14 protein-coding genes, 1 tRNA gene and 3 pseudogenes are annotated in these 21,763 nt (G+C 42.0%); 11 read left to right on the forward strand and 7 right to left on the reverse strand.

Annotated features, from left to right (window positions below; translation table 11 throughout):
- Both H9J30_RS20940 and H9J30_RS20945 read right to left on the reverse strand, forming a co-directional pair.
- The coding region (locus H9J30_RS20940; RefSeq protein WP_240132747.1) for an Arm DNA-binding domain-containing protein at nt 1-567 on the reverse strand (567 nt) is incomplete at its 3' end.
- A gap of 9 nt (nt 568-576) precedes the next feature.
- Nucleotides 577-792 carry a hypothetical protein gene (locus H9J30_RS20945; RefSeq protein ID WP_240132748.1) on the reverse strand — a complete coding sequence of 72 codons (216 nt, stop codon included), beginning with the start codon at nt 790-792 and terminating at the stop codon, nt 577-579.
- A 127-nt stretch (nt 793-919) separates the two neighbouring features.
- Between H9J30_RS20945 and H9J30_RS20950 the strand changes: the two genes are divergently transcribed.
- From H9J30_RS20950 to H9J30_RS20990, 9 genes and pseudogenes are all read left to right on the forward strand, one after another.
- A complete protein-coding gene (locus H9J30_RS20950) occupies nt 920-1,144 on the forward strand; it encodes a helix-turn-helix domain-containing protein (protein ID WP_240132749.1) in 225 nt (74 codons plus the stop codon).
- Between the two features lie 388 nt (nt 1,145-1,532).
- A pseudogene (locus tag H9J30_RS20955) lies at nt 1,533-1,658 on the forward strand (transposase); the annotation flags it as partial.
- A gap of 622 nt (nt 1,659-2,280) precedes the next feature.
- Nucleotides 2,281-3,927: a DEAD/DEAH box helicase gene (locus tag H9J30_RS20960; RefSeq protein ID WP_240132750.1), complete on the forward strand. Its 1,647-nt coding sequence runs from the start codon at nt 2,281-2,283 to the stop codon at nt 3,925-3,927.
- On the forward strand, nt 3,924-5,732 hold the full coding sequence (locus H9J30_RS20965) for an ATP-binding protein (protein WP_240132751.1): 1,809 nt from the start codon (nt 3,924-3,926) through the stop codon (nt 5,730-5,732). Before H9J30_RS20960 ends, H9J30_RS20965 begins: the two co-directional genes overlap by 4 nt.
- Nucleotides 5,732-6,658 carry a phospholipase D-like domain-containing protein gene (locus tag H9J30_RS20970; protein ID WP_240132752.1) on the forward strand — a complete coding sequence of 309 codons (927 nt, stop codon included), beginning with the start codon at nt 5,732-5,734 and terminating at the stop codon, nt 6,656-6,658. The genes H9J30_RS20965 and H9J30_RS20970 overlap by 1 nt, the downstream gene beginning before the upstream one ends.
- Nucleotides 6,659-6,919: 261 nt before the next feature.
- Nucleotides 6,920-7,045: pseudogene (locus H9J30_RS20975) on the forward strand (ATP-binding protein); the annotation flags it as partial.
- 165 nt (nt 7,046-7,210) lie between these two features.
- Nucleotides 7,211-9,370 carry a DEAD/DEAH box helicase family protein gene (locus H9J30_RS20980; protein WP_240132753.1) on the forward strand — a complete coding sequence of 720 codons (2,160 nt, stop codon included), beginning with the start codon at nt 7,211-7,213 and terminating at the stop codon, nt 9,368-9,370.
- Nucleotides 9,371-9,516: 146 nt separating this feature from the next.
- On the forward strand, nt 9,517-11,547 hold the full coding sequence (locus H9J30_RS20985) for an AAA family ATPase (RefSeq protein ID WP_240132754.1): 2,031 nt from the start codon (nt 9,517-9,519) through the stop codon (nt 11,545-11,547).
- Nucleotides 11,540-12,049 carry a DNA phosphorothioation-associated protein 4 gene (locus H9J30_RS20990; protein ID WP_240132755.1) on the forward strand — a complete coding sequence of 170 codons (510 nt, stop codon included), beginning with the start codon at nt 11,540-11,542 and terminating at the stop codon, nt 12,047-12,049. Before H9J30_RS20985 ends, H9J30_RS20990 begins: the two co-directional genes overlap by 8 nt.
- 377 nt (nt 12,050-12,426) lie before the next feature.
- Here H9J30_RS20990 and H9J30_RS20995 read toward each other — a convergent pair whose 3' ends face one another.
- The 3 genes from H9J30_RS20995 to H9J30_RS21005 are packed head-to-tail and all read right to left on the reverse strand — an operon-like array spanning nt 12,427 to nt 17,658.
- Nucleotides 12,427-13,326, reverse strand: coding sequence for a phosphoadenosine phosphosulfate reductase family protein (locus H9J30_RS20995; RefSeq protein ID WP_240132756.1), 900 nt, complete (start codon nt 13,324-13,326; stop codon nt 12,427-12,429).
- Nucleotides 13,327-13,344: 18 nt separating this feature from the next.
- Nucleotides 13,345-16,698 (reverse strand): hypothetical protein, encoded by a 3,354-nt coding sequence (locus tag H9J30_RS21000; RefSeq protein WP_240132757.1) that lies wholly within the window; start codon nt 16,696-16,698, stop codon nt 13,345-13,347.
- 3 nt (nt 16,699-16,701) lie between these two features.
- Nucleotides 16,702-17,658: a DUF4007 family protein gene (locus tag H9J30_RS21005; RefSeq protein WP_240132758.1), complete on the reverse strand. Its 957-nt coding sequence runs from the start codon at nt 17,656-17,658 to the stop codon at nt 16,702-16,704.
- Nucleotides 17,659-17,969: 311 nt separating this feature from the next.
- Between H9J30_RS21005 and H9J30_RS21010 the strand changes: the two genes are divergently transcribed.
- Entirely contained in the window at nt 17,970-19,025 is a 1,056-nt protein-coding gene (locus H9J30_RS21010) for a cysteine desulfurase family protein (protein ID WP_240132759.1), read from the forward strand.
- Here H9J30_RS21010 and H9J30_RS21015 read toward each other — a convergent pair.
- On the reverse strand, nt 19,012-21,030 hold the full coding sequence (locus H9J30_RS21015; RefSeq protein ID WP_240132760.1) for a DNA phosphorothioation-associated putative methyltransferase: 2,019 nt from the start codon (nt 21,028-21,030) through the stop codon (nt 19,012-19,014). The two genes, H9J30_RS21010 and H9J30_RS21015, sit on opposite strands and share 14 nt — an antisense overlap.
- 190 nt (nt 21,031-21,220) lie before the next feature.
- Here H9J30_RS21015 and H9J30_RS21780 point away from each other — a divergent pair.
- A pseudogene (locus H9J30_RS21780) lies at nt 21,221-21,505 on the forward strand (IS630 family transposase); the annotation flags it as partial.
- 152 nt (nt 21,506-21,657) lie between these two features.
- Here the strand turns inward: H9J30_RS21780 and H9J30_RS21020 are convergent.
- Nucleotides 21,658-21,734, reverse strand: a tRNA-Asp gene (locus H9J30_RS21020).
- Between the last annotated feature and the right edge of the window lie 29 nt (nt 21,735-21,763).

The raw sequence follows: 21,763 nt of genomic DNA on the forward strand, positions 1-21,763 counted from the left end.
AGGTAACGCTTTGATATTTCGCCAAGGAGTCTGAAAACCAAAGCGCTCAGCAGCCTCGTTTAGGATTAATCGTAAATAAGTCATGATGTGATTGATTCTTGAAGCTGACAGCGAGCGATTTGTGAGTGCATCGACCTCACAAAGACTTAGACGCAAACCCAGAATATCCTGCTTACAGATAGTGGCTATCATCTTAGTCCCCATCGCGGGTATGAGGTGACACCTTAAGATCCCCTCTACCGTCTCAATTTGACTCGCGCGCCATTCTACCCGCTTCTCGTCCAGCCAAAGATTAGCAAAGGCACTAAACAACATGCGCCCACCAGCAGCATGGAATTGACTGAGTTTAGCTAACTGAGTGAAATGTTCGACTTTAGGGCTATTAGGAAAATGATGCCGATAATCAAATGAACCAGCTTTCATTTGCTGTTCCAGCATTAACAACAGTTTATTTAATTTTTGTCGATTCGCCGGAGTATCGGCAAGACTGGTCTGCTCTCGGCAACGTACACCCTTATAGCGAAAATCTAGATAAAGTTTGCCATCTCGGCTATTTACAGTTCCCATGGCAACCCCCTAGTTCAGCTGATTTATCAGATCATGGGCAGAGGCTCCAAGCAACATAGACTCCTCAACTCGTTCCCAAATGTAGAGAATTTTTCGCCCGCCAAAGGGGCGGATGTAATGGATCCCCTCAAACAGCACCGCATCCTTTAAACATTGGCGGATAGTACGAACGTCATAGCGGATACGCGCAGATAGTTCTTCAGTTGTAAGATAGGTATATGGCATAATCAAACCTCGCTTTTTTCTCTTCTAAAAACAAAAATGACCCACAGAAGAGAATTTAGCACTAAATTTAATCATTGCAAGTCATTTTTCTCTTTTGCAGGTATTTTTTCTTCTCAAGGAGGATTTTATGGTAAAGTGTCACTTGTCTCGGATCTTGGGCGAGAGAAAACAAAAAATAGCTGAAGTATCACGAGATACTGGTATCAACAGGAACACCCTCCACCGTCTGTACAATGAAACAGCAACAAGGGTTGAGCTTGATGTAATTGAGGTTCTTTGCAAATATCTTGATATTCAAATAGGTGAACTATTTGAACTTGATAACACTAAGGTACAACACTATAAAGACTAGTCTAGGAATGAATGACTCTAAGTTTATTTCAGCATTCATCTGTTAACTCATCCCGTACAAAGTAACATCACAGGCAAGGAATTTGCTGTAGATGTACCAAAATAAACTTTTGATATTTTGAATATTTTGAATATTTTGAATATTTTAGGGGCTTTGTTTCCTAATAGTAAAAACGCAAAGTTATAAGCTCTAAATCAGGATAATATTCTGCCTTTTGGAAAACAATCAACGATGGGACAAGGGCTATAGGCTCGTTTCTCCTGTCGTGATAAGCGCTGTATAGCTATTTATCCTTTTAGGAAACAAAGCCTATTTTAGGTAGTCACCCCTTAAATTAGCTGACATCAAAAGTAGAATTTTCTCGTAACACAAACGCAGGAGATTCTGCATGAACACATTAAAATTTAGCGACAGCCAAATTCTGGCTATCTTGGAACAAGCCGAAGCGAGTGTCCCTAAGCTTTGTCGTGAGCATAATATGAGTTCGACTACATTTCACAAATGGCGTTCCAAGTTAAACCACTTGGCTGAAGCGACACTTCAGCTTGAGCGTTAAATTCTCGAGTTGAACAATCAACTATTGACTCGCCTTTTATCAAATTTAAAACTTTTTTCATATGCTATGGTTAGCACAATAGACTTATTTCACAAACGTTGATTTGACAAAGGATTTTTGGAGTAAGCTGTGGCACACTTAACCGGATACGGTAGGTCGCAAGCTTGACGTAACCGTGCGTTAATGATTGCTACTGACTGATACACAATTTGAGAGAACATGGATGGTTGAACAAATTCCTACCCACAAACGCATCATGCCCTTTGTACTAATGGTCACAGTTGATGGACTAACTAAGCCACTGAAGCGGGTGTATTCTGAAGACTCTGCCAGTTGTATCGTCGTAAAAGATCAACTGGTACAACTCCCCCTTGGTGCTACGCAAATTTCAGTCCCAAGGCGGAGTGAGGCAATAGCAACTGATAATGAACTACTATCACCGACTCTTATAAAAGCAGACGAGTTACATCTAATTATTGTTGTATCGGCAGTTTTGCAGCCTGCAATATCGACTAATTATATAAGTAGCCAATCAACTAAACGCGTCCAGTCGTGCCACTAAAACCGCAAAGGGGAAAGAATGCTTAGCGAAATACTTTCAAATTTTTCCGAAGATGAACTTTTAGATTTTCTCCCCAAAAGTTCCATAAATTTTGCGCTCGAACTAGATGAACCTGGTAACGACTCAGAAGCGAGGGCTTTCAATAAAGCGCATTTAGCAAGGGTTGTGGCAAGTGTGAAACAAGTTGATTTTATTTTTGACAAATCACTGCGCAACAAGCTAATTGAACGCCTAAGTTCACAACAACTTGTCAAATTTTTCTCAAGTTTCGGCCTTCAACCAAAAGAGGTTACTCCTCGGCATTACGATGCCATAACGAGTTGGTCAGAAGAAAATCTTGAGGAGTTTGCATCCGTAATTGGTTTGGCTGAACTCTACAAAAGCCAATTAGAACAAAAAACTGAGTTTGAAAGCATTGCGTATATTGAACCTGCTTATGGGCTTTATCCCTACCAACAAGACATCAGTCGACAAGTTTTCGAGAGTCTAAACAACAAGAAAGAGCGCGTTTTGATTCATCTCCCCACAGGGGCAGGTAAGACACGCACTGCGATGAATATTGCTTGCGAGCATTTAAGAGAGTCTCCTACCAATGTTGTTCTGTGGTTAGCGGACCGTGAGGAACTATGCTCTCAAGCATATGAGGAATTTTCTAAAGCTTGGAAATATCTTGGCAATCGTCCGACATCATTGTACGGCTTTTATTCAAGCTCTAACGAAAGCTTAAGCGGAATCGACTCAGGGTTTGTTGTTGCAGGCTTACACAAGTTCCTAAGCTTACGGAAAAATGATTCCAGACAGTTGAAGCTTCTTTATAGAGAACTTGCAGAAAATGTCACCTTGGTTATTTTTGACGAGGCGCACAAGGCAGTTGCACCGAAGTTTCAAGAAGTCGTGCAAGACTTTATCACTGATAAGTCATTCCACGCTGACTTAGTAGGGCTAACAGCAACGCCAGGACGAAGTTACTCTACAGAGGGATTGTCAGCCGAAGATGAAAGGCTGGCGAGCTTCTTCTACAACAACAAAGTATCAATGAAAATACCAGGCTATCTATCTCCTATAGATTACTTGGTAGAGCAGGGCTATCTTGCTAAAGCGAACTTTAAGTCACTCAATTACGACCATTCAAAAATTTCAGCTTACGAGTTGAGAGACGCGGGTGGTATTGAGACCATGACAACCTTAGCCAATAATCTAGAACGAAATCGCAAAATCATAGATACCATTATTAGCGAGTGCCATAACAACTCCCAAATTATTGTATTTGCATGCACTGTTGAGCACGGCATAAACCTCGCTACTGCGCTTTCCTATAAAGGCATCAAAGCGGCGTCTATTGATAGCAAGAATGACACCCTAGAAAGTAGAAGAGCAAAAATTGCTCAATATAAAAATGGGGAACTACAGGTTCTTGTTAACTTCAACGTCTTAACTGCGGGTTTTGATGCTCCTAAAACAAATGTCACTGTTATTGCTAAGCCCATGAACTCACTTGTGCAATATCTGCAAATGGCAGGACGCGCAATGCGTGGTTACAAAAGCGGCGGTAACAAAGAGTGTAATATCTACACCGTTATGGATGACATACCCGAATTTCAAAGCATCAGCCTCGCATTCGGCTATTGGAACGACATGTGGGCAGAGAAGGAAACAATTGAATGAGTAATAGATTTTTAAGTGCTGAAACAGTCATTGAGTCGTTAAGAGACAACGGTTATAACAATACCGCTTATGCCCTAGCTGAGTTGATCGATAACAGTTTGCAGGCCACAGCGAGTCGCGTCGAAGTTGGTTTTATAGAAGAACAATCTTCCACTAGAAGAAACTATTCCGTTTCCGAAATTTCTCTTTGGGATAATGGTATCGGCATGAGCCCCGAGACACTCCGAATTGCAATGCAGTTTGGAGGAGGAACGCATCGAAAAGATACAAAAGGCATGGGTAAATTCGGCATGGGTTTACCAAACTCTTCTATATCCCAATGTCGGCGTGTCGAAGTCTGGAGTTGGCAAAACGGTAGCGAGCCCCATTACACCTATCTAGACGTAGATGAAATGAAGAACGGCCAGTTAGAAGAGGTTCCACTTCCGGTCGCTAGTCCAATACCTTCAACATATGAAAAAGCATTTTTCACGAAAAGGCCAGAATCAGGAACACTGATTATCTGGTCAAAGCTCGATCGACTCAGCTGGAAAACGGGCAAGTCAATATATCGCCATTGTGAACACTTAGTGGGCAGAATGTACCGCAACTTCATCAGCGACGATAATATCAAAATCGAAAGCATTACCTATAGAAAGTCAGGTGAAGACCGACTTGATGTTTACGAACGTGAAACATTTAAAGCCAATGACCCAATGTACCTTAAAAAGAATACTTCTTTGCCTGAACTTCCAGGAAGTTATAAAGGCGAAGCTTTTTTTGAAAAAATGGACGAAGAGGTGATATCCGTTGAGTACATCGACGAAAACGGTGAGCCGAAACGAGATGATGTGACTATTACGACATCGATCGTAAAAAAAAGCATAGCGGATAAAATCCTAAGATCTGAAACGGTATCACTTGGTTCGACAAAATGGGGAAAACACTGCTCAAAAAATATTGGAGTCTCAATCGTAAGGGCAAATAGAGAATTAGTGCTTAGAGATACGTTCATTCCCAGCGATTTACGAAACTATAAAGGTAGATTTTTTGGCATTGAAGTATCCTTCCCCCCCACATTGGATGCAGTATTCGGTGTAACAAACAATAAACAAGATGCGGTAAAACTAATACCCTACAACATGGGGACTATTTCCGAGCAAGCTGGTTTTGACACCGAGTCAGAGTACAAACGAGATCTACTTAAAAATTCAGACCCACTGCTTGAGGTATTCAAAATAACAGATGCTATTACTAAACATATAAAAGAAGCTGAGCGCCGACTAAAAGAGATCAATGTTGCGGGTAAAGCTGTTAAAGGTGAAGAACCAAAATCAGCGTCTGAATCTGCGGCATCAAAAGCAACACAAGGTTCTGTTCATCGCGATATTCATGGACATAAAACCAAAGAAGCGCCCCCTGAAAAACTCGAGAAAAAGGATGTAGTAGATCATCTTAAATCAGCGGGCGGCATGAGTGACGAGGAGGCAGAAGAAAAAGCAGAACGCCTTATTCTGACGGGCAATCGCTTCTTAATTGAAGACGTAGCGCGTGATTCTGAAGCCTTCTTTGATGTATCAACGAGTAAGGGCCTAACCCTCGTCCTGTTTAATACAAACCATGTATTTTACAAAAAGCTGGTAAGTAAGCTTGGCCCTGATGAACTTGAAGTTATGCAAACAACAATTGCAGGTTTCGCTCGAGTAATGAATGAAACCACCGACGACAAGCGCTTGAAGTTCTTGAACGCCATAAGAAGGGATTGGGGAGTAGTTATTAGCGAATTCTTGGAAGATCCCTCAGATGACAGTATGGATGATTTCTAATGTCGAGCCTGATTTCTAATGCTGAACTTAAATCGGAGTTAGAAGCGATTCTTCCTAATTGCAATACCTTGACTGTTATCTCTGCGTTTATGACTCAACCAGCAACTCGCTGGTTGAGTTCTTTAATTTCGGAGAACAAACCAATCGTACAGTTAGTAGGTCGTTTCTCACCGCTTGATTTTATTAAAGGCTCTAGCGATTTAAATGCGTTACGAGATTGCGTAAACAATGGCTACACCGTTAAAGCCCTCACCAATCTTCATGCCAAGATTTATCAGATAGATGAAGATATCATCTTTAATGGCAGTGCAAACCTGACAGGAAAAGGTCTAGCACTTGTTGATGTCAGCAATCTAGAAGCTTGCACAAAGATAAAAGCGTGTGAGGATTCGAAATCCTTTATCAGTAAGATTGTGGATTCAGCTTATGAGCTAACAGCAGAAACGATTGATGTTATGGAAAGATACATCTCCGAGATAGAACAAATCGACGAGTCAGGAATTCAAATGGATTGGCCAGAAAATATAATCTCACAATCAAATGACCTCTTTGTGTCAGATTTCCCTTTAGGTGCTCCTAGAGATTTTGTCAAAGAATATGAAGTGAATCCATCGCTACCCTTCGCACAGATAGAGAATGTCAGAGAAGATTTCGAGTTAGCCTCCACACTGTTTAAAAAAAGTAAAGCCTACAAATGGCTAGTAAAGCAAATCATAGAAAACAAAAGTGATAGAGATTTAGGCTTTGGGCAAGTCTCGCGTCTGCTTCATGATGCGCTTGCGGATGATCCCGCGCCATATCGACAGCAGGTTAAAAACCTTCAAGTCAATTTATACTCTTACCTAAAGCTATATGCCTCAGATGAGTTGGAAATTATTATACCTGGGAAGAAAAGTGAAATTATTAGAGTGAGAAATTCAACCTAGTGCTAGTTGAATGGGTTTAAAAGTGACCTAATGAAGAGTAGTTTTCTAATTAAGTGGTAGCTTCATTTTAAATAGCAAAGAATAAAAATTTATAACAAAAGCAAATTTACCGTCGTTAATAAATTTGTTTATATTGTTATTATGGTTTTTCATAGGTAGAAATTAATTTGGTAAATACTATAACGAAAAATATATCACCTTTAGATGCCTTAACTCCGGAATACTTTCCTAATGAAAGTAACATTTCGGCAAAGCTATTCGTTCAACATGATCGGCAACGCCACTGTTGCAGATGCTCTAATGGATCGGCAGGTACACAATAGTCATCGAATAGAGCTGGGAGGTGAGTCAATGAGAAAACTGGCGCAAACCGATTACAAAGAGTAAAAATAGGAAGAGAGAAAAACAACAGGATTAGGTGATCGGATTAAACCGAAACAAGCGATCGCAATCACCGGAATCCACACTTCAACTCAGAATACTGATGTACTAGGCTCTCCAAAAGAGATGTGTAAGTGCTCATTTGATGACAGAAGAAAAGTAAGGGGTTTAATGAAAGGGTTTCGTAGGTTGCAGTGGCAGTCGGTCTACCGTGCGGGTGATCAAAATCTGTTTAAAGAGTTCTACATACCGGCACTTGAGCGTTCTGTGTCCTATGACAGAGCTGTAGGCTTTTTTAGTTCTCATAGCTTGGTGTCTAATCTGCGTGGGTTGAGCAGACTGATCGCGAATGGGGGGGCGATGCGCCTAATTATCGGCCACCCACTTGAAGCAAATGAATTTATGGCTGTAAAGCAAGGTTACAGACTTGCTGAGCTCTTCGATGATCTCGACCAAAGGTTGGCCGAAATCATGGAGGAACAAAGCCCATGCCTCGACCTTAATCTTCAATTGCTGAGTATGTTGATCGCTTCATCTCGTCTTGAAATCAAGTTCGCGTTCCGGCGCAAAGGAATGTACCACGAAAAAATAGGAGTTCTCACTGATAGCAGTGGCGATAAATTGGTTTTTCAGGGCTCTGCAAACGAGACTATCTATGCGCTTGAGGATGGCTACAATGCGGAATCTATAATGGTCTTTCCTAGCTGGCGAGAAGAGACTTTTGAGCTTTACGGGGTTCCCTGCATACAAGGGTTTGAAACGTTGTGGGAAGGGGAACAGCTAAATACAGTTACTGTGAGCGTGCCTTCAACTTTTTATGAACGAATTTCGGACAAAGCACGACAAAATACAAAGCTTACTTCTCTTATCGACAGTGAAATAAGTCTGTATGAAGAGGCTGATGAAGCTTTCTTTACAAACCAAAAGTCATTTAATGTTCCGACTGTCCCGAGTCACATAGGGAAGAATGCATTTATTATCCGAGAGCATCAAAAAAAGGCTATTAAATCATGGGCTAGCAACAATTATAAGGGCATTTTGAAACTATCGACGGGCTCAGGTAAGACGATCACTTCTATCGTTGCAGCCACTAAGATATTTGAAGCTCGAAAGCAAAAAAGTGCTCCTACTGTCCTAATCGTTTCTGTTCCATACAAAGAGCTCGCTAGTCAGTGGGTGGAGAATCTTAATCAATTCAACATTCACCCCCTACGGTGTTGGGAGTCCAGAAATCGTTGGTACGATGATCTAAAAAAGGAAGTCCTTGATATCAATATGAAGGCGAATGATTTTCTAGCGATTGTCGTTGTAAATAGAACAATGGAGAGTAGTGACTTCCAGAGTCTTGTTAGCACTCTCGATCCAAATATGATGATGTTAATAGGTGACGAGTGTCATAATCATGGTTCGAAAAAGACCAATCGTTCTCTGCCAAATGCCTTCTATCGTATGGGGTTATCTGCTACTCCATTCAGGTCTGATGATGATGAAGTTGATAGCCCTTTTCCAAATGAGACCAGAGACCGAATCTTGGCTTACTACGGCAATATTGTATCGGAATACTCATTGGGTGATGCCATAAATGATGGCATTTTGTGCGAGTACAATTATCACCTTGTTCCCATATTTTTAACAGCAGAGGAACAGGATGAGTATGAGCGACTCTCAACGGAGATCGGAAAATTGATTGGCCGTTCGGATAGTTTGAGTAGCTCTCAGAGAAACCAGTTAACTTCTCTATGCGGCACGCGAAGTCGTCTTTTAGGTAGCGCCGCGAATAAACTACCTGCTTTAAAAGAGCTTGTCTCAAAAATATCTTCAGCAGACAGAAAGCTATCATTATTTTACTGTGGTGAAGGTAAGCTTTGTAACGAAGAAGCAAGCTCAATAGATGAACAGAGGGTAATTCAGGCAGTATCGAAAACTTTGTCTGAAGAGGGTTGGAAAACGTCGCGGTTTACGAGTGCGGAAACTTCTAGTGATCGCAGGGCAATCATGAGTAACTTTGTTAACGGTGATATTGATGCCTTAGTGTCAATGAAAGTCTTAGATGAAGGTGTTGATGTTCCTGATTGCAGGAAAGCTTTCATCTTAGCTAGCACGAGAAACCCCAGGCAATATATTCAGCGTCGAGGACGAGTATTGAGAAGGGCATCCGGCAAGGAAATTGCTGAAATTTATGACTTCATAACTCTGCCAACTGGTAATAGCAGCGCGTCGCGTGCACTACGTGCGGCAGAATTAGAAAGGATTGATGACTTCGTTTTACTAGCAAACAACAGGTTATCTGTTGAAAAAGAAGTTGACCGACTTGCATTAAGAGAGGAATGAGGTGGACCAGGATATTGATAAGTTGAAGAAGCTTGCGAAGGAACTGATTCTTGTTGAACGGAAAAGTTTTTATGGCTCAGAGCCTGAGCGAGAACGGTTAGCGAAGATGCGTACACTGATCGATGCTGTGTCGAAGGAGCTAGGCGATGATTCTTAATTCAGTAACAGTTGAAAATTTTCGCTCGTTTTACGGAGAGCAGACAATAAATTTTGCTGATGATTCGAAGAGAAACACCACAATCATATACGCCTTAAACGGCGTCGGTAAAACCAACCTTCTGAACGCCGTACTTTGGTGTTTACACGGTGAGTTTTCGCCGAGCTTCACGAATCACAACGACATTCTGAATTGGGAAGCCGCTAGGCGTGGACGAAAAAGTTATCACGTTTCACTGCATTTAGAAGATTCAGGCCAGCAGTATGCTATTAAACGGACGGGCGGCGAGAACGAAAATTTTAAAGTTTTCATGATCGAAGAGGATGGAAACTCTCGAGAGCTCAAAGGTTCACCATCGATGTTTGTAAACAGCATCATACCGAGGGATATGGCAGGTTACTTCATCAATGATGGTGAGGGTAGTGATCTCAAGGTCTCACAAAACGGCATGATCTCTATTAGGCGCTCGATTCGTGACATTCTCGGGTTCAATGTCGCTGAGAAAACATTGAGAGACCTATCGACTATTAAGAAGGAAGTTCGGGATGAACTGAAAAGGTTCGATAAAGATCATGAACTATCTAGGATAGAAGAAAAAATCCAGAGTTTTGACGACAGTATCAGTAAGGCTAAGGCGGATTTCGAATCGAATAAGTCAGCGTTAGAGCTATATGAAGATCAGCTAGATACAGTTGAGAAAAGATTGGGGAACTCAAGTTCGGCGGTCGTTGATCAATTGATAAAGCAAAGGGATAGCGCTCAGAAAAATCGTTCTGCTCGAGCGAACCAATTACAGTCCCTTGAAGCTCAGAAAGTCTCTCTAATTCGTGAATATTCGTGGGTGGCATTTGCACATAAATTATCGGACGAAGCGTTAGATTTTATTGATGAAGCTGAGCTAAAAGGTACGATTCCAGCGCCATTTAACCTTCAGCTTGTTAAAGACATTCTTGAGCGCGAAGAGTGTGTATGCGGTGCTTGTATCAAACCTGGCACGATGGCTTTTGAAAAAATCAACGAATTGACAAAGGAAGCCGCGGATCCAGACCTTCTGCATAGATTGCAAAAGGCTAGAAGTCGACTTACGGCGGTAAAAACTTTGTCACCGCAAGCTTATGATCGTATTGAGAAAAACTTCAAAGATGAGCGAGCTGTACGAGACGAAATTCAAGCGTTAGATGCGGAGCTAGAAGATATTTCAAATCAAATTCTTCAGCTTGACGATGCTGAGATTAGAAAACTTGAGAAAGATCGAGGTTTGTTGAAGATAAAAATTCGCGAAACACAACGGTCGGTTGTTCGGCTTGAGGAAAATATTAAGTCGCTTACCAAAGAACGCTCGACGTTGCAGGACGAGGCTTCACGCATAGAGGGGTTAAGTCCGCGGGCGAAAGTGCTCAAGCATAAACTAAATGTAATTGAAGGTGTTGAGACGCAGATTGCAAAGGAGCTCGAAGAGGCTGAGAGTAGCATCCATGGTATTTTGAAAGAGAAAATCGATTCTTTCCTAGATAAGTATCTGCGCCAAGATTACAAAGTGCTTATTACTTCGGACTTGAATTTATGCCTTCAAGATCGTAACGGTAAAGCCGTGCCACCAAGCGGAGGGCAAGGGGCGATTCTGAGTTTCATCTATATATCATCATTGATTGCGATAGCGCGTGAAAGAAGAGATCTTGATAGCACCATACTTACCCCCGGAGCGATTGCGCCATTAATCTTCGACGCCCCGTTTTCTAAGCTCGATCCAAAATATTCGCCAAATATAGCACGAGAGCTTCCGAAGCTAGTGGATCAGTTAATAATTCTTATGTACCAAGATGAGGGTAAGAATGTTACGTCGACTTTCTTGGAAGAGGGGAAACTCGGGAAAGAGTATTATTTCTGCGAACAGATAGCGGGAGAGCGGGGCGATCGAGAGATTCATGAGTTGAATTTTGGCGATCAAAGCGTGGTAGTTACTGAATATGGCTCAGCGATAGACAAGGTCGTAGTCAAGGAGGTGGTTCGTAATGACTGACAAATATTCAAATGTGCCCCTAGCGCAGGAAGCTTTGTTCAACTGGCGTAGTGTGGGCGTAAAAAGGGAAAGGACTCATGAAGCTTTAACTCAGCGTCTTACTGTCAGCGGAACAACAATATTTAGCTATCTTAAGGATTTGATGGTATTTGCTGCGATGGTTGGATATTCAGAGGACAAGCGGATCTCGTTGACTGGGCAGACTATTGAGATTTCACTTGACACTTACTCTAGCGACCAAAAAGATGGCTTCATCTACCTTCTTGGTCTTCTAGAGACTAGAAACGGTACTTGCCTCAAAAACGAAAATCTACGAGAAACAGTCAAAGTATTTGAAGAATACTGTAACGGGGGGTTATACATCATCACTAAATGGCTTGATGAAAATCCATCGGATCCAATTGGTTTGGATACATTACTAGATAAAGTTTTTGAGAAGCTTACCAAGAATCGTATGAAAGCGCCGATTAAACCAACTGATATAGAAATAGTTTTGGATTGAAGGAAGTACGCCACATATCAAGACCTACTGAAGATTTTTCCTACTGAATAAAAACACAGTTCACTGTTGGTCCGAGAGTATTTCTCTAGGACCAACAGTGGAACGTAATCACGCTTCCAAAAGCTTGGGTGTAAACGTCCAGAGAACCACACCTAGCATCGTTAATCTTACAATTTGAAAATACCTGCTCAATGATCAATTTTGAGCAGGTGACAAGTTACAAAACAAGCCAGCAGTGGCAACAGTTACTTTCACATGTATTAGCTCAGACTTGATCTGACAGTTACCTGTTTTGATTAATATTTGACATCTTTTTACAAAACTGGTAACTCACATTATTTGAAAAATGATGTGAGGCTTGCCTGAACTAATAAACATTATTTATAACACGTAATACAAGCACCACCGCCTTCTTCAAGGTCATACATGGCATCCATATCTAGGGTATCAATAAGCATGCTTTCATCAACCATGGCATGCATACCTAAGCGACGATTGCGCTCACGTTGCTTTTTCTTCTCAAAACGTGCTTTTACCTTTTCGTGATTTTCCTTAATCTGCTTAATACGTTCAGGGTCTTCCAATGTTTCTAAAGGCTCATTTGGCCCCATCCAGAAAAAGGTTTCTCCGTTAGCACTGGTCTCTGCACGTTTCTCATACGACTTAGCTTCTTCAAACGCTTCTGGGTGCTCTTCACGTAAGCGAACCCATTCGATTTTTCTTTGGAAGAAGCAAAATGTGCACCCAGATCGAGAACGCCATTGGTAGTATTTTGGTAACCCTAATCCAGCGCTATCCAAAATATCTAAGACACCTTGCTTTTTGATGCCATCTTCGGCAAAGGGCATTTTAATCGTAAGGTATTTCTGGCTTTCATTAGGCCTGTAGCCATCACGCCAAGGCTCATCAGCTCGAATGCCAACATAGGAAATGACTTCATAGCCTTCTTCAAGATAAGGTTTTATCCACTTTTCAAAAGGCTCTAGCTTCATACGAATAGTACACCAACGCTGCTGACCTGCAGGCAAGTAGTTGTTATGTTGCTCTAGCCAATAATCAAACCCTTTTTTGTCGTTGATATGCAAAATAGGTTTACCAAGAACAATTTCTAGTTGTTCAAGGTATTCATAGACTTCAGGTAGTTCTTTACCCGTATCCGTAAAGAAGTACTCGATTTCGATTTCCGGGTAGTTCCTTGCCATATACACGGCGAGCGCCGCACTATCCTTTCCACCTGATAGACCAAGAACATGTTTTACCTTACGTAGACTACTCATTGACAATACCTGGATTCTTTAGTCTTGAGTTTCGAGAGCATTTCTCAAAAGTTGCTTTAGCACATTGATTCTCTGAAAATCATCTAATTTTGCTAGCTGACTCTCGATTGTTTCCATTGTGCCTTGTAGGGGAGCGAGTTCTATATCCCTGATTTCACGTCTAAAGGAAGTCAGTTTGCCATCTTCCCCTTCTAAAACGAGTGACACAAGTTTTGTTTTTGCGTTGTTAGAATGCCTCTCAAGGGTATGTTGAGACTTTACCACGCTCAAAAAATCTTGCGCATAGTCGCTGATTTTGTTACTCGCAGATTGTAGAATGCCTTCATTCCAATTTTGCTTACCACGCCCTGTTACAATTTGAATGATGCTCTCAAGCCACTGTAACAAACCAGTATCACTTTTCGCCAATTCCCGAGCAAATGCTTTCAAGCGCAAATCACCCGAGTTTTGCTCTACGTATTGACACATCTGTTCAAGCTCTTCTCCCGTTTCAGGGAAGATAGTTTTTACTTTTGTCTTGATAGTAATCAACATTTGTTCATGCTTTTGGCGCAGTTTTTTAAAGCAATCTGCGAGTACATCAATTTGACTAGTGAAGTTATCTTTCCCTAACAGTTTTAACTCCCTACTTAAATCTCTAATTAGCAAAGCATGCGGGTCGTTGGCTTGTAAAAAGAGATCCCGGATTCGCAGGTATGCTTTATTTAGCTCAGAGTCCTCAGCAACAATACTGTGTGCGTTTTTAACCCACTGGGGTAGATTGTGTATAGTGGTCACCAGTGGAGTTGCAACAGCCAGAATATTGTTCGATATATTACGGTTGGTTTCAGTGGCAGCAAATACAGCCAGGTGTTGAAGCCATTCCTGCTCTTCTTTAGCTAGGACAATGTACTTAACGGCAAGATCGTTCGGACTTCGAATGAGCTTGTGTACGTAGTCAATATCAGGCTCGGCAATATAGGCTAAGTCACCTGATATATCTTTCTCATAGAAAGCAATCTGCTCTCCTAGAGACTTTAGCAAAGCAAGAAGAAATATCGGAATCACACCTTTCGTTAAACCAAACGGAGCGCTAGCCCATAGCTCAACGATGTCTGACAGAACAACCTGCTGCCCTTTGCATTCTTTCAAGCGAGACTTCGCTGCTGCGAAAGCGGCATCGAGATTCGCGTCCAGATTATCTATAAACCAATGCTGTTTTTTCTCTCCTTCTCCCTCTGAAGAGTGGATATAGGTATTCTTAAGACAGCTGATGTACATAGACTTTTCTGGTGGAAAGCCTTCAATGCCTAAGTCTTCAGATGACTCATTTTCAAGCATGGCTTGTAGAAGTCTTTTAAGAGCTGCTACAGCTGTACCTGATAGTTTGTTGCGATTTACCAGTTCGTTTAGGATTTTCGGTGTTTTTTTGAAAATGGTATCCGCGGCAAACGTCGCAATTTCACTCATGGTCTCCTTTTCATAAACCACGCCATTGTAAATCCAACGAGCACTGTTAAAAGCGCTTGCAAGCGCCGTTTCAAGCGCTGATTGCGCGTTGAATGTCCTTGCTCTATGTTCTTCTCTCGCAACTTTGTCGTGTGCGAGATCGGCACCTGTAGTTTTGTCGCTTTTAATTAGCTCTAACGCGTACTTTTCATTTGATAAATTAATAATCTCAGCCGCGTTTGAAGCACAAGCCACCATAAGTGACTTATGTTTGCGGGTTAGCTCAAGTAATTGTTCTTCAGACTCTTCTTTAAGAAGCAATAAGAAGTTAGCAAACTCTCCATTGCGTGATTTCGTTATCGTTGGAAAATCTATGCTGCTCAGCTGTAAGGCTATGCTTTGTGTCGCCCAACGGAGCGTCCCAAACTCATGATAATGGCCTTTTGCAATAACTTGCGCGCTGTAGCTAATCCGCTCTAGGGCTTCATTACTGTTTTGAAGCTGCTCAATTTTCTCTTCAACTAATCCTGCAATATCGAGGTCCGAACCTTCGAACACGTCCCAAGACGATAGATGCTTTCTGTACACAATACACGAAGCATCCTTGAGCTGCGTTAGCGCTTGGTTTAGTTGTTCAGATTCACTAATTACTGTTGCTGTAAGCAGTAACTGGTTAGTTGCTGTCAAATTAGCAGCTTTACCAAACAAGGTGATCAGGGAAATCGATTTGAGTAACTGTATCGCCTCAGGCGAGAAGTCTTGCTTTAATGCTTTTCGAATTGCCTCTGCTGCTGTAGCCCAACCATGACCATCAGGAGAGCCCAAAATGGCATGCTCCATATTTGCTTCGAGATAGTCCCAAAGATTGGATAGGTCATAACGCGCGTTTTCATCGTTCGTTTGTTGCAAGAAAAGCTGAAAGCTAAACTGCTCATGTGAGTTAAGAAAACTAAATGTACTCCGCTCATTCTGGCTAAATCGGCGTTTTGCGATCGGGCCTAGTAACAATGCTGTTAGGGGATGCAGGGGGATACATTGCTCTAAGCGACTTAATAGGAGGTCTTTTCGCTGCTGCTTATCATCTAGCGCATCTAGCACATGTCGAACAAGAGTATTACCCTTTTGCGGCGGTCGCATCGTTTTTATCGAGTTACTAATGAGGGCAACAGTTTCGTCCGTTGATACATTATAAAGAATGTCACTATAACGCCCTTGAATTTTCGCCCATTCATCTTGTAACTTTGAACCTCGCTCCTTCGCGTACTCGCTAAAAGCTTGATGCAAAAGACCTAAAAATATGAATGGGGTATCAATTCGAGAGAGCTCTTCTGCAATGTCTTGGAAAAGATGCAGATCTCCACCTTTGCGATTGATGTACTCGAGACTTTTCCCCATTTCATCAGCAATGATAAGCACGCCATCAACAAGTGACTCCACGTCTTCAAACAGCGATTTCCAAATACTGATCAGCTCGCTTTCACTCTCTACAGTCGCTTCACGATATTTATCTAATATTTTAGCTTTGCATGTATTAGGGTGTTCTTTTATCGCCTTTATTGTTGCATTCCAAAAAGATTCTACCGGGCTGTGTACCCCCCCTACGGAGCGTATTTGCAGCCAGCCATCTCGATATTTCGCGCTCTCCTCGAATAATGTTTTCGACGGTTCGTCAATTGTATTAATCGCTGCATTACGAATACCCGAGCTAGGGTGAAGTAAACCAGCTAAAAGCAATGCAACCGTAGACTTACCAGAACCATAAGCCCCTGTTAATGTAAAAGCACTCTGGCCTGTTTGAGAGTATTGCCGGAAGAGAGTCTCTAGGGATGATTGCGCTGTACCGTGATAAACTAAACCGGAGAAAAAGTCGTCACTTAAGTCACTATCAATACGGGTTGAACGTTGATGGCGTGCCGCAATAGAGTATATGTTACTTAAAGTCACGACTTATTTTCCCTCTGAGATGTAATAAGATTTTAAATATTGTTCCGGGATCATATCGTTGATATCTGAAAAAGAGTGCTGTACCTGCCGCAAGCCTTGCGTATCAGTCCAAGAAATTTTTCCATCCGTAAGCGCTTCTACTTCATCTAGCTTGTCGCTCAATCCGCTCGAAGATAGGCGAAAAATGCATCCTGGTGAACCAACATCTTTTAGCAATGAGTCAAACGACAGTGTGCTTGTATTACTGTCTTTTTGTTTTCTTTTCATGAAATCAATTAGAGCAAAAGTGAAGACCTCTACAGGTAGAGTTGGCCTTTTCGTGAGCTCAGCTAGATAGTTTTTTGAATCCTCTTGTTTTAACAATTCAAGCTCAGTAAAAGGAGATGCAAAACTATCTTCATTGACTTTGTTTGATTGCAATGATTTGTGAGCATACATTTGAAGAAAGCAGTCAATGTCCTTGCTTAGTGTTGCTTCCGTTAGTTCTTTTTCGTGATTGATAAGCGCATCGTTGATCTCCAGCATCAACACTTCTTTCTTAACCTTTATGCCGTTGAAATAATTAAAGAAAAACCTAGATGCATTTAGTTCGCCATTACTCGACGGCATTGATTGCAATAACCAATGCAACAACCATGTTGTACCAATCTTGTCGAGATATTCATCGTAAGCTGCGCGCCCGTCGCCGTTAGTAAACAGCTGCTCAGCTAAAGGTGTTAGCTTGTACAACTGCTTTGCGTTATCGACACAAGTGACTAGGCTTAAAGCTCGAATCCAGTGACGCACGGAAAGCACCATGTTTTTGCCCATGCCCATTGATTGCATTTGCTTTTCGACGTTTGAACTACTTGAAAGTGACTCCCCATTTGCAACCTCTTGAATGATCTTGTAAATCCATCCATAGCGGATAGGGAAGGTTTGATGTCCGGAGAATTTCAGGGTCGTAGTTTCTATGCTCAATGTGCTTACCTTGCTGAATTGGAGATTTTATCCAAACAGTGATCTTACACATTAAAACTCTCAGGTCTAGGCACTTTTATCAGAAATGTCGCAGGAACTGTTTATGTCGCTAAGCATTCATGCTGTTAAATTCATTTTAAAACAATGGTTTACACATCCTCACCCACAGGTGCGTACCGATATGTTGTTCTTCGAAATAGAAATCTAGCCGAACATATATCGCTCTTTTGGGATTAAAATATCTCTTTAAGATAAAACTTACTTCGGTATATGATAGAACCTTCGTTTTAACCACACTATGCTATTACTCAATGAAGGATTACTTCGATTTTGCTGCCTCTACTCCTGTTTCACTGCAAGTACTTGAGGCAATGAAAACATGGGAAACTGACAATTTCGCCAATGCATCATCGGCACATCAGGCAGGGCAAGCTAGTCATCAGGCGATACAGAAAGCACGAGAGATTATTGCTGATAAAATTGGGGCATTACCTAGCGAGATTATCTTCACAAGTGGCGCCAGCGAAGCAAATAACTTCGCAATAAAAGGCCTTGCATTCAAGCACTTGGATAAAAAAGGGCACATCATCACATCTTCGATTGAGCACAAATGCATCCTCAATACTTGCGCTTTTCTCGAGTCAATCGGATTTGATGTTACTTATTTGGCCCCAGATAGCTACGGGCGGATATCTGCGGCATCACTTAACGAAGCTTTACGTAGCGACACTATTTTAATCTCTATCCATCACGTTAACAACGAGCTAGGGACTATTCAGCCGATCGCAGAGTTTGGTGCTATCGCTTTCGAAAACGGTGTACCTTTCCACACTGACGCAGCCCAAAGCTTTTGTAAGTGTGCGATTGATGTTGATGATATGGACATCGACATGCTTTCACTTTCTGGACATAAAATTTATGGCCCAAAAGGGATAGGTGCTTTATACCTCCGTAACGCTCGTGATTCAGAGCTGGTGCCACTGATTCATGGCGGGGGGCAAGAAGGCGGTTTGCGCGGAGGGACGTCTCCCACCCCGCTTATTGTCGGCTTAGCCGCTGCGGCTGAGTGTTATCCAACAGAGCCAAGTCCGGATGAGCAAAGATTTTTTAACGCGATTAAAGAATTTGAATATACGAGAAATGGCGGCGTAGACGTAGTACCCACAACCTGGAGTGTAACTTTTAAGTCAGATGATGATGTAAAATCTTTCACCCACAATAATCCTTGGCTTATCTCTCAAGGCTCCGCTTGCAACGCTCTATCTAACGTTGCATCGCATGTCCTAATAGCGCTTGGGATGACGGAAGAACAAGCTAGAAGAACCTATCGCATCAGTCTTCCGCCTTACCAGATTAGCTGGAAGTAATTCGAAATCCTACGATCTTTTTTCCTGCTAAGAGAAGCCGCTCTTCGAGAGCCTGCCTAGGCATGATAACTTCTGTGTTGTCGTTCGTACCTAAGATCTTCGAGAGTCGCTTATCAAAGCTTTTTTGCTTTTCATATTGTTCGTCTAGACTACCAAGCAACAGGTGTTTATTTAGCAGTGGTGGCCGCCGTGAGGCCTCTACATAATCGAAGAAATCAATGTCCTGAACAGCCATTTTTACCTTAATACGCTCAACTAAAAACGGTACAGATTGCTCAAAGTCATCGTAGAGGGTCAAAGTTAATTTACCAGATGTTATGTGTATTTTAACAAGATCAATGGCGTCATCTAACTCACCATACATTTGGATAGCCGCCCCAACATAGACACGTAATAACAACGGTAATGAGTCAATGTAACTTTTGTGAAAAATGAGAGAGTGCCCTTGATTAAGAATACTTGCTGGTAACTGCTGATGTGCTTTTGCACATTGTTCATCAATAAGCTTGGTGTCTGCTATAGCAAAGAGCAACTCTGTAGCTAGATTGGTTACTGTGCGATAGTCGTCAAATAACGCCTTGATATCACGTTTTAGGCTATCTGGTTGCTGTGTATAAGGCCTTCTCTTCTCAAATAACCCCATTGCAAAGTACAGAAGTAGATCCTCTTTACGGCTTTGTTTTGCCTCTTCAAACTCGTCTTTACCATAAATGTTCAGCAATAACTGATGCACTTTGTTGTTGGAGCCTATCAGGTTTTTTAGCTGCGCCGAATCATTGAATTCGTCTTGTGCAGGTACTCGACCCATATCTAAACTTTGCTGCCAAAAGGCGTCAAACAAAGCCTTATTTTGTGCGATTATGAGGTGTACTTTGTCTTCAGTGGTTATCGGTGTTGGCGAAGTACGCTGCTGCCAATTGTGATAGCGGCGATAACGATTTTGGAGATAGTCTTGCTCTGCTAACTTGTCTTTGAATATAAAGAAAATACCTGGTGCTACAGCTATTGGCACTTCATCCAGTGAGCGCTCTATGTAGGCTTTGATTTCACTTTGCTGGTAGTACTTTTGAAAGGTGTTTCTCGAGGTAATGACGCCATCTTTGTATGGCTTAAATTGGCTGACAAACTCATTGGTTCCCAGCATCACGCTAACAACTAAAAGTCTGTTTGCTAATTCCCAGGCACCTAGCAAAGCTTCAAGTCGCTCGTGTTTATCTTCAATAACATTGAGTACAAAACCGAGGTTGACAATATCAGCATTGGTTTTGTCCCCATCTGGGTAGAAATTTGGATCCCAACCCATTACATCTATGCCATGAGCCAACAACTCATTCATGTCGTCGCCTCTGCCACAGCCATAGTCGAACAGTGAATAGTCGCCTTGTAGATAGCCTTGCTTAGCTAAAGCTTTCATGGGCGCAGAGAGTGCATAGCGAGTAATAGCTGTTAAGTGTCGGTCGATTTGATGTCCATGAGTTTGTTTGACCATGGCCGAGCGGAATAGGCGACCGTCCACAACTTCGTATCCATGTTGTCTAATCAGGTTTTCCCATGATTGTTTGAAGCCAATTATCCTTGTATTTTGATATAACCCTGCGTTTTCGCCCTCCTCAGTTATCTGCGAAAATAAAGAGTGGTAATTACTGTTTGGTAACACCATAAGCTCTTTACGATGAAGAATCGGCGGATTATCAGAGTCTTTGTATGTGGTGACTCGGTGAGAGAGTTTATTTAGGTCAACTGTAACGCTCTGCGTCAAGGATGGGTAGGAGTCGGTATAAAAAGTTGGATAACTCAGTAGTGATAGACGGAAATCACGCTTAAAAAGCTTCACTAAATTCCAGGTATCGGTATCTATCTTTAGTGCTGTTGCTACCGCATGAATGAAGGTGACAAGTTCGGTAGGCAGAACCGAGAATGCATCTTTATGTATGTAAATGGCTTCGGGGAGATGCTTCCCTTGGCTTACTTGACGTATTAGTTGGCTAAATTTGACGCTATTCACTCTACTTCATCTCCATGAATTTATATGTACAAAAAGATACAACGCATTTTCTCCAGTTACACGTCTGGAGAGCGCATAACCGACTTTTATATTGGGCTTCATCATTTGCACAGCTTACGAAATTTTGGGGCCAACAGATAGATAGCGTTGCAGGGTCTGTAGAAGTACATTAGATCGAATGGTAAAACAAATTTCAGAGGCAACCCATTCGGATAGAGATGCTGTTGTTATCATTGATAGTGCGGGATGGCATACGGATGATATAAGTCCTCAAATTCCCCCTTATTCTCTAGAGCTAAATCCAACAGAGAAAGTTTGGCAATGGCTGAGACGACACTGCTTAACCAATAGATGTTTTGAAGGGTATAACGATATCGTTGAGCCGTGTTGTAGTGCTTGGAACACATTTATTCAGTGCAAGGACAGCGTAAAAAGTTTGTGCACAAGAGGCTGGGCTAAAGTGGTCAAGATCTGATGCGGATTGTTATGACATGACCTCCGGTCAAACACAGTACAAAGTCACCATATGGTCACATTTTGGTCACGGTCACAAAGGGAGGAATGGGATTGTACACGGATTAAAATCAAAAAGCCCATGCTAATTAATAGCATGGGCTTCATGAATGTTGGCGGAGCGGACGGGACTCGAACCCGCGACCCCCGGCGTGACAGGCCGGTATTCTAACCAACTGAACTACCGCTCCTTTAACTTAACATTTGCACATTAAGCCAA

The sequence above is a fragment of the Shewanella cutis genome (assembly GCF_022410515.1).
Taxonomy (GTDB): Bacteria; Pseudomonadota; Gammaproteobacteria; order Enterobacterales; family Shewanellaceae; genus Shewanella; species Shewanella cutis.

Excerpts from the sequence above, each read along its gene's own strand:
- H9J30_RS20985 (WP_240132754.1), top strand. The coding sequence starts at position 9,517 with ATGATTCTTAATTCAGTAACAGTTGAAAATTTTCGCTCGTTTTACGGA.
- H9J30_RS20960 (WP_240132750.1), top strand. The coding sequence starts at position 2,281 with ATGCTTAGCGAAATACTTTCAAATTTTTCCGAAGATGAACTTTTAGAT.
- H9J30_RS20980 (WP_240132753.1), top strand. The coding sequence starts at position 7,211 with ATGAAAGGGTTTCGTAGGTTGCAGTGGCAGTCGGTCTACCGTGCGGGT.
- H9J30_RS20990 (WP_240132755.1), top strand. The coding sequence starts at position 11,540 with ATGACTGACAAATATTCAAATGTGCCCCTAGCGCAGGAAGCTTTGTTC.
- H9J30_RS20995 (WP_240132756.1), bottom strand. The coding sequence starts at position 13,326 with ATGAGTAGTCTACGTAAGGTAAAACATGTTCTTGGTCTATCAGGTGGA.
- H9J30_RS20945 (WP_240132748.1), bottom strand. The coding sequence starts at position 792 with ATGCCATATACCTATCTTACAACTGAAGAACTATCTGCGCGTATCCGC.
- H9J30_RS20965 (WP_240132751.1), top strand. The coding sequence starts at position 3,924 with ATGAGTAATAGATTTTTAAGTGCTGAAACAGTCATTGAGTCGTTAAGA.
- H9J30_RS20970 (WP_240132752.1), top strand. The coding sequence starts at position 5,732 with ATGTCGAGCCTGATTTCTAATGCTGAACTTAAATCGGAGTTAGAAGCG.
- H9J30_RS21010 (WP_240132759.1), top strand. The coding sequence starts at position 17,970 with ATGAAGGATTACTTCGATTTTGCTGCCTCTACTCCTGTTTCACTGCAA.
- H9J30_RS20950 (WP_240132749.1), top strand. The coding sequence starts at position 920 with ATGGTAAAGTGTCACTTGTCTCGGATCTTGGGCGAGAGAAAACAAAAA.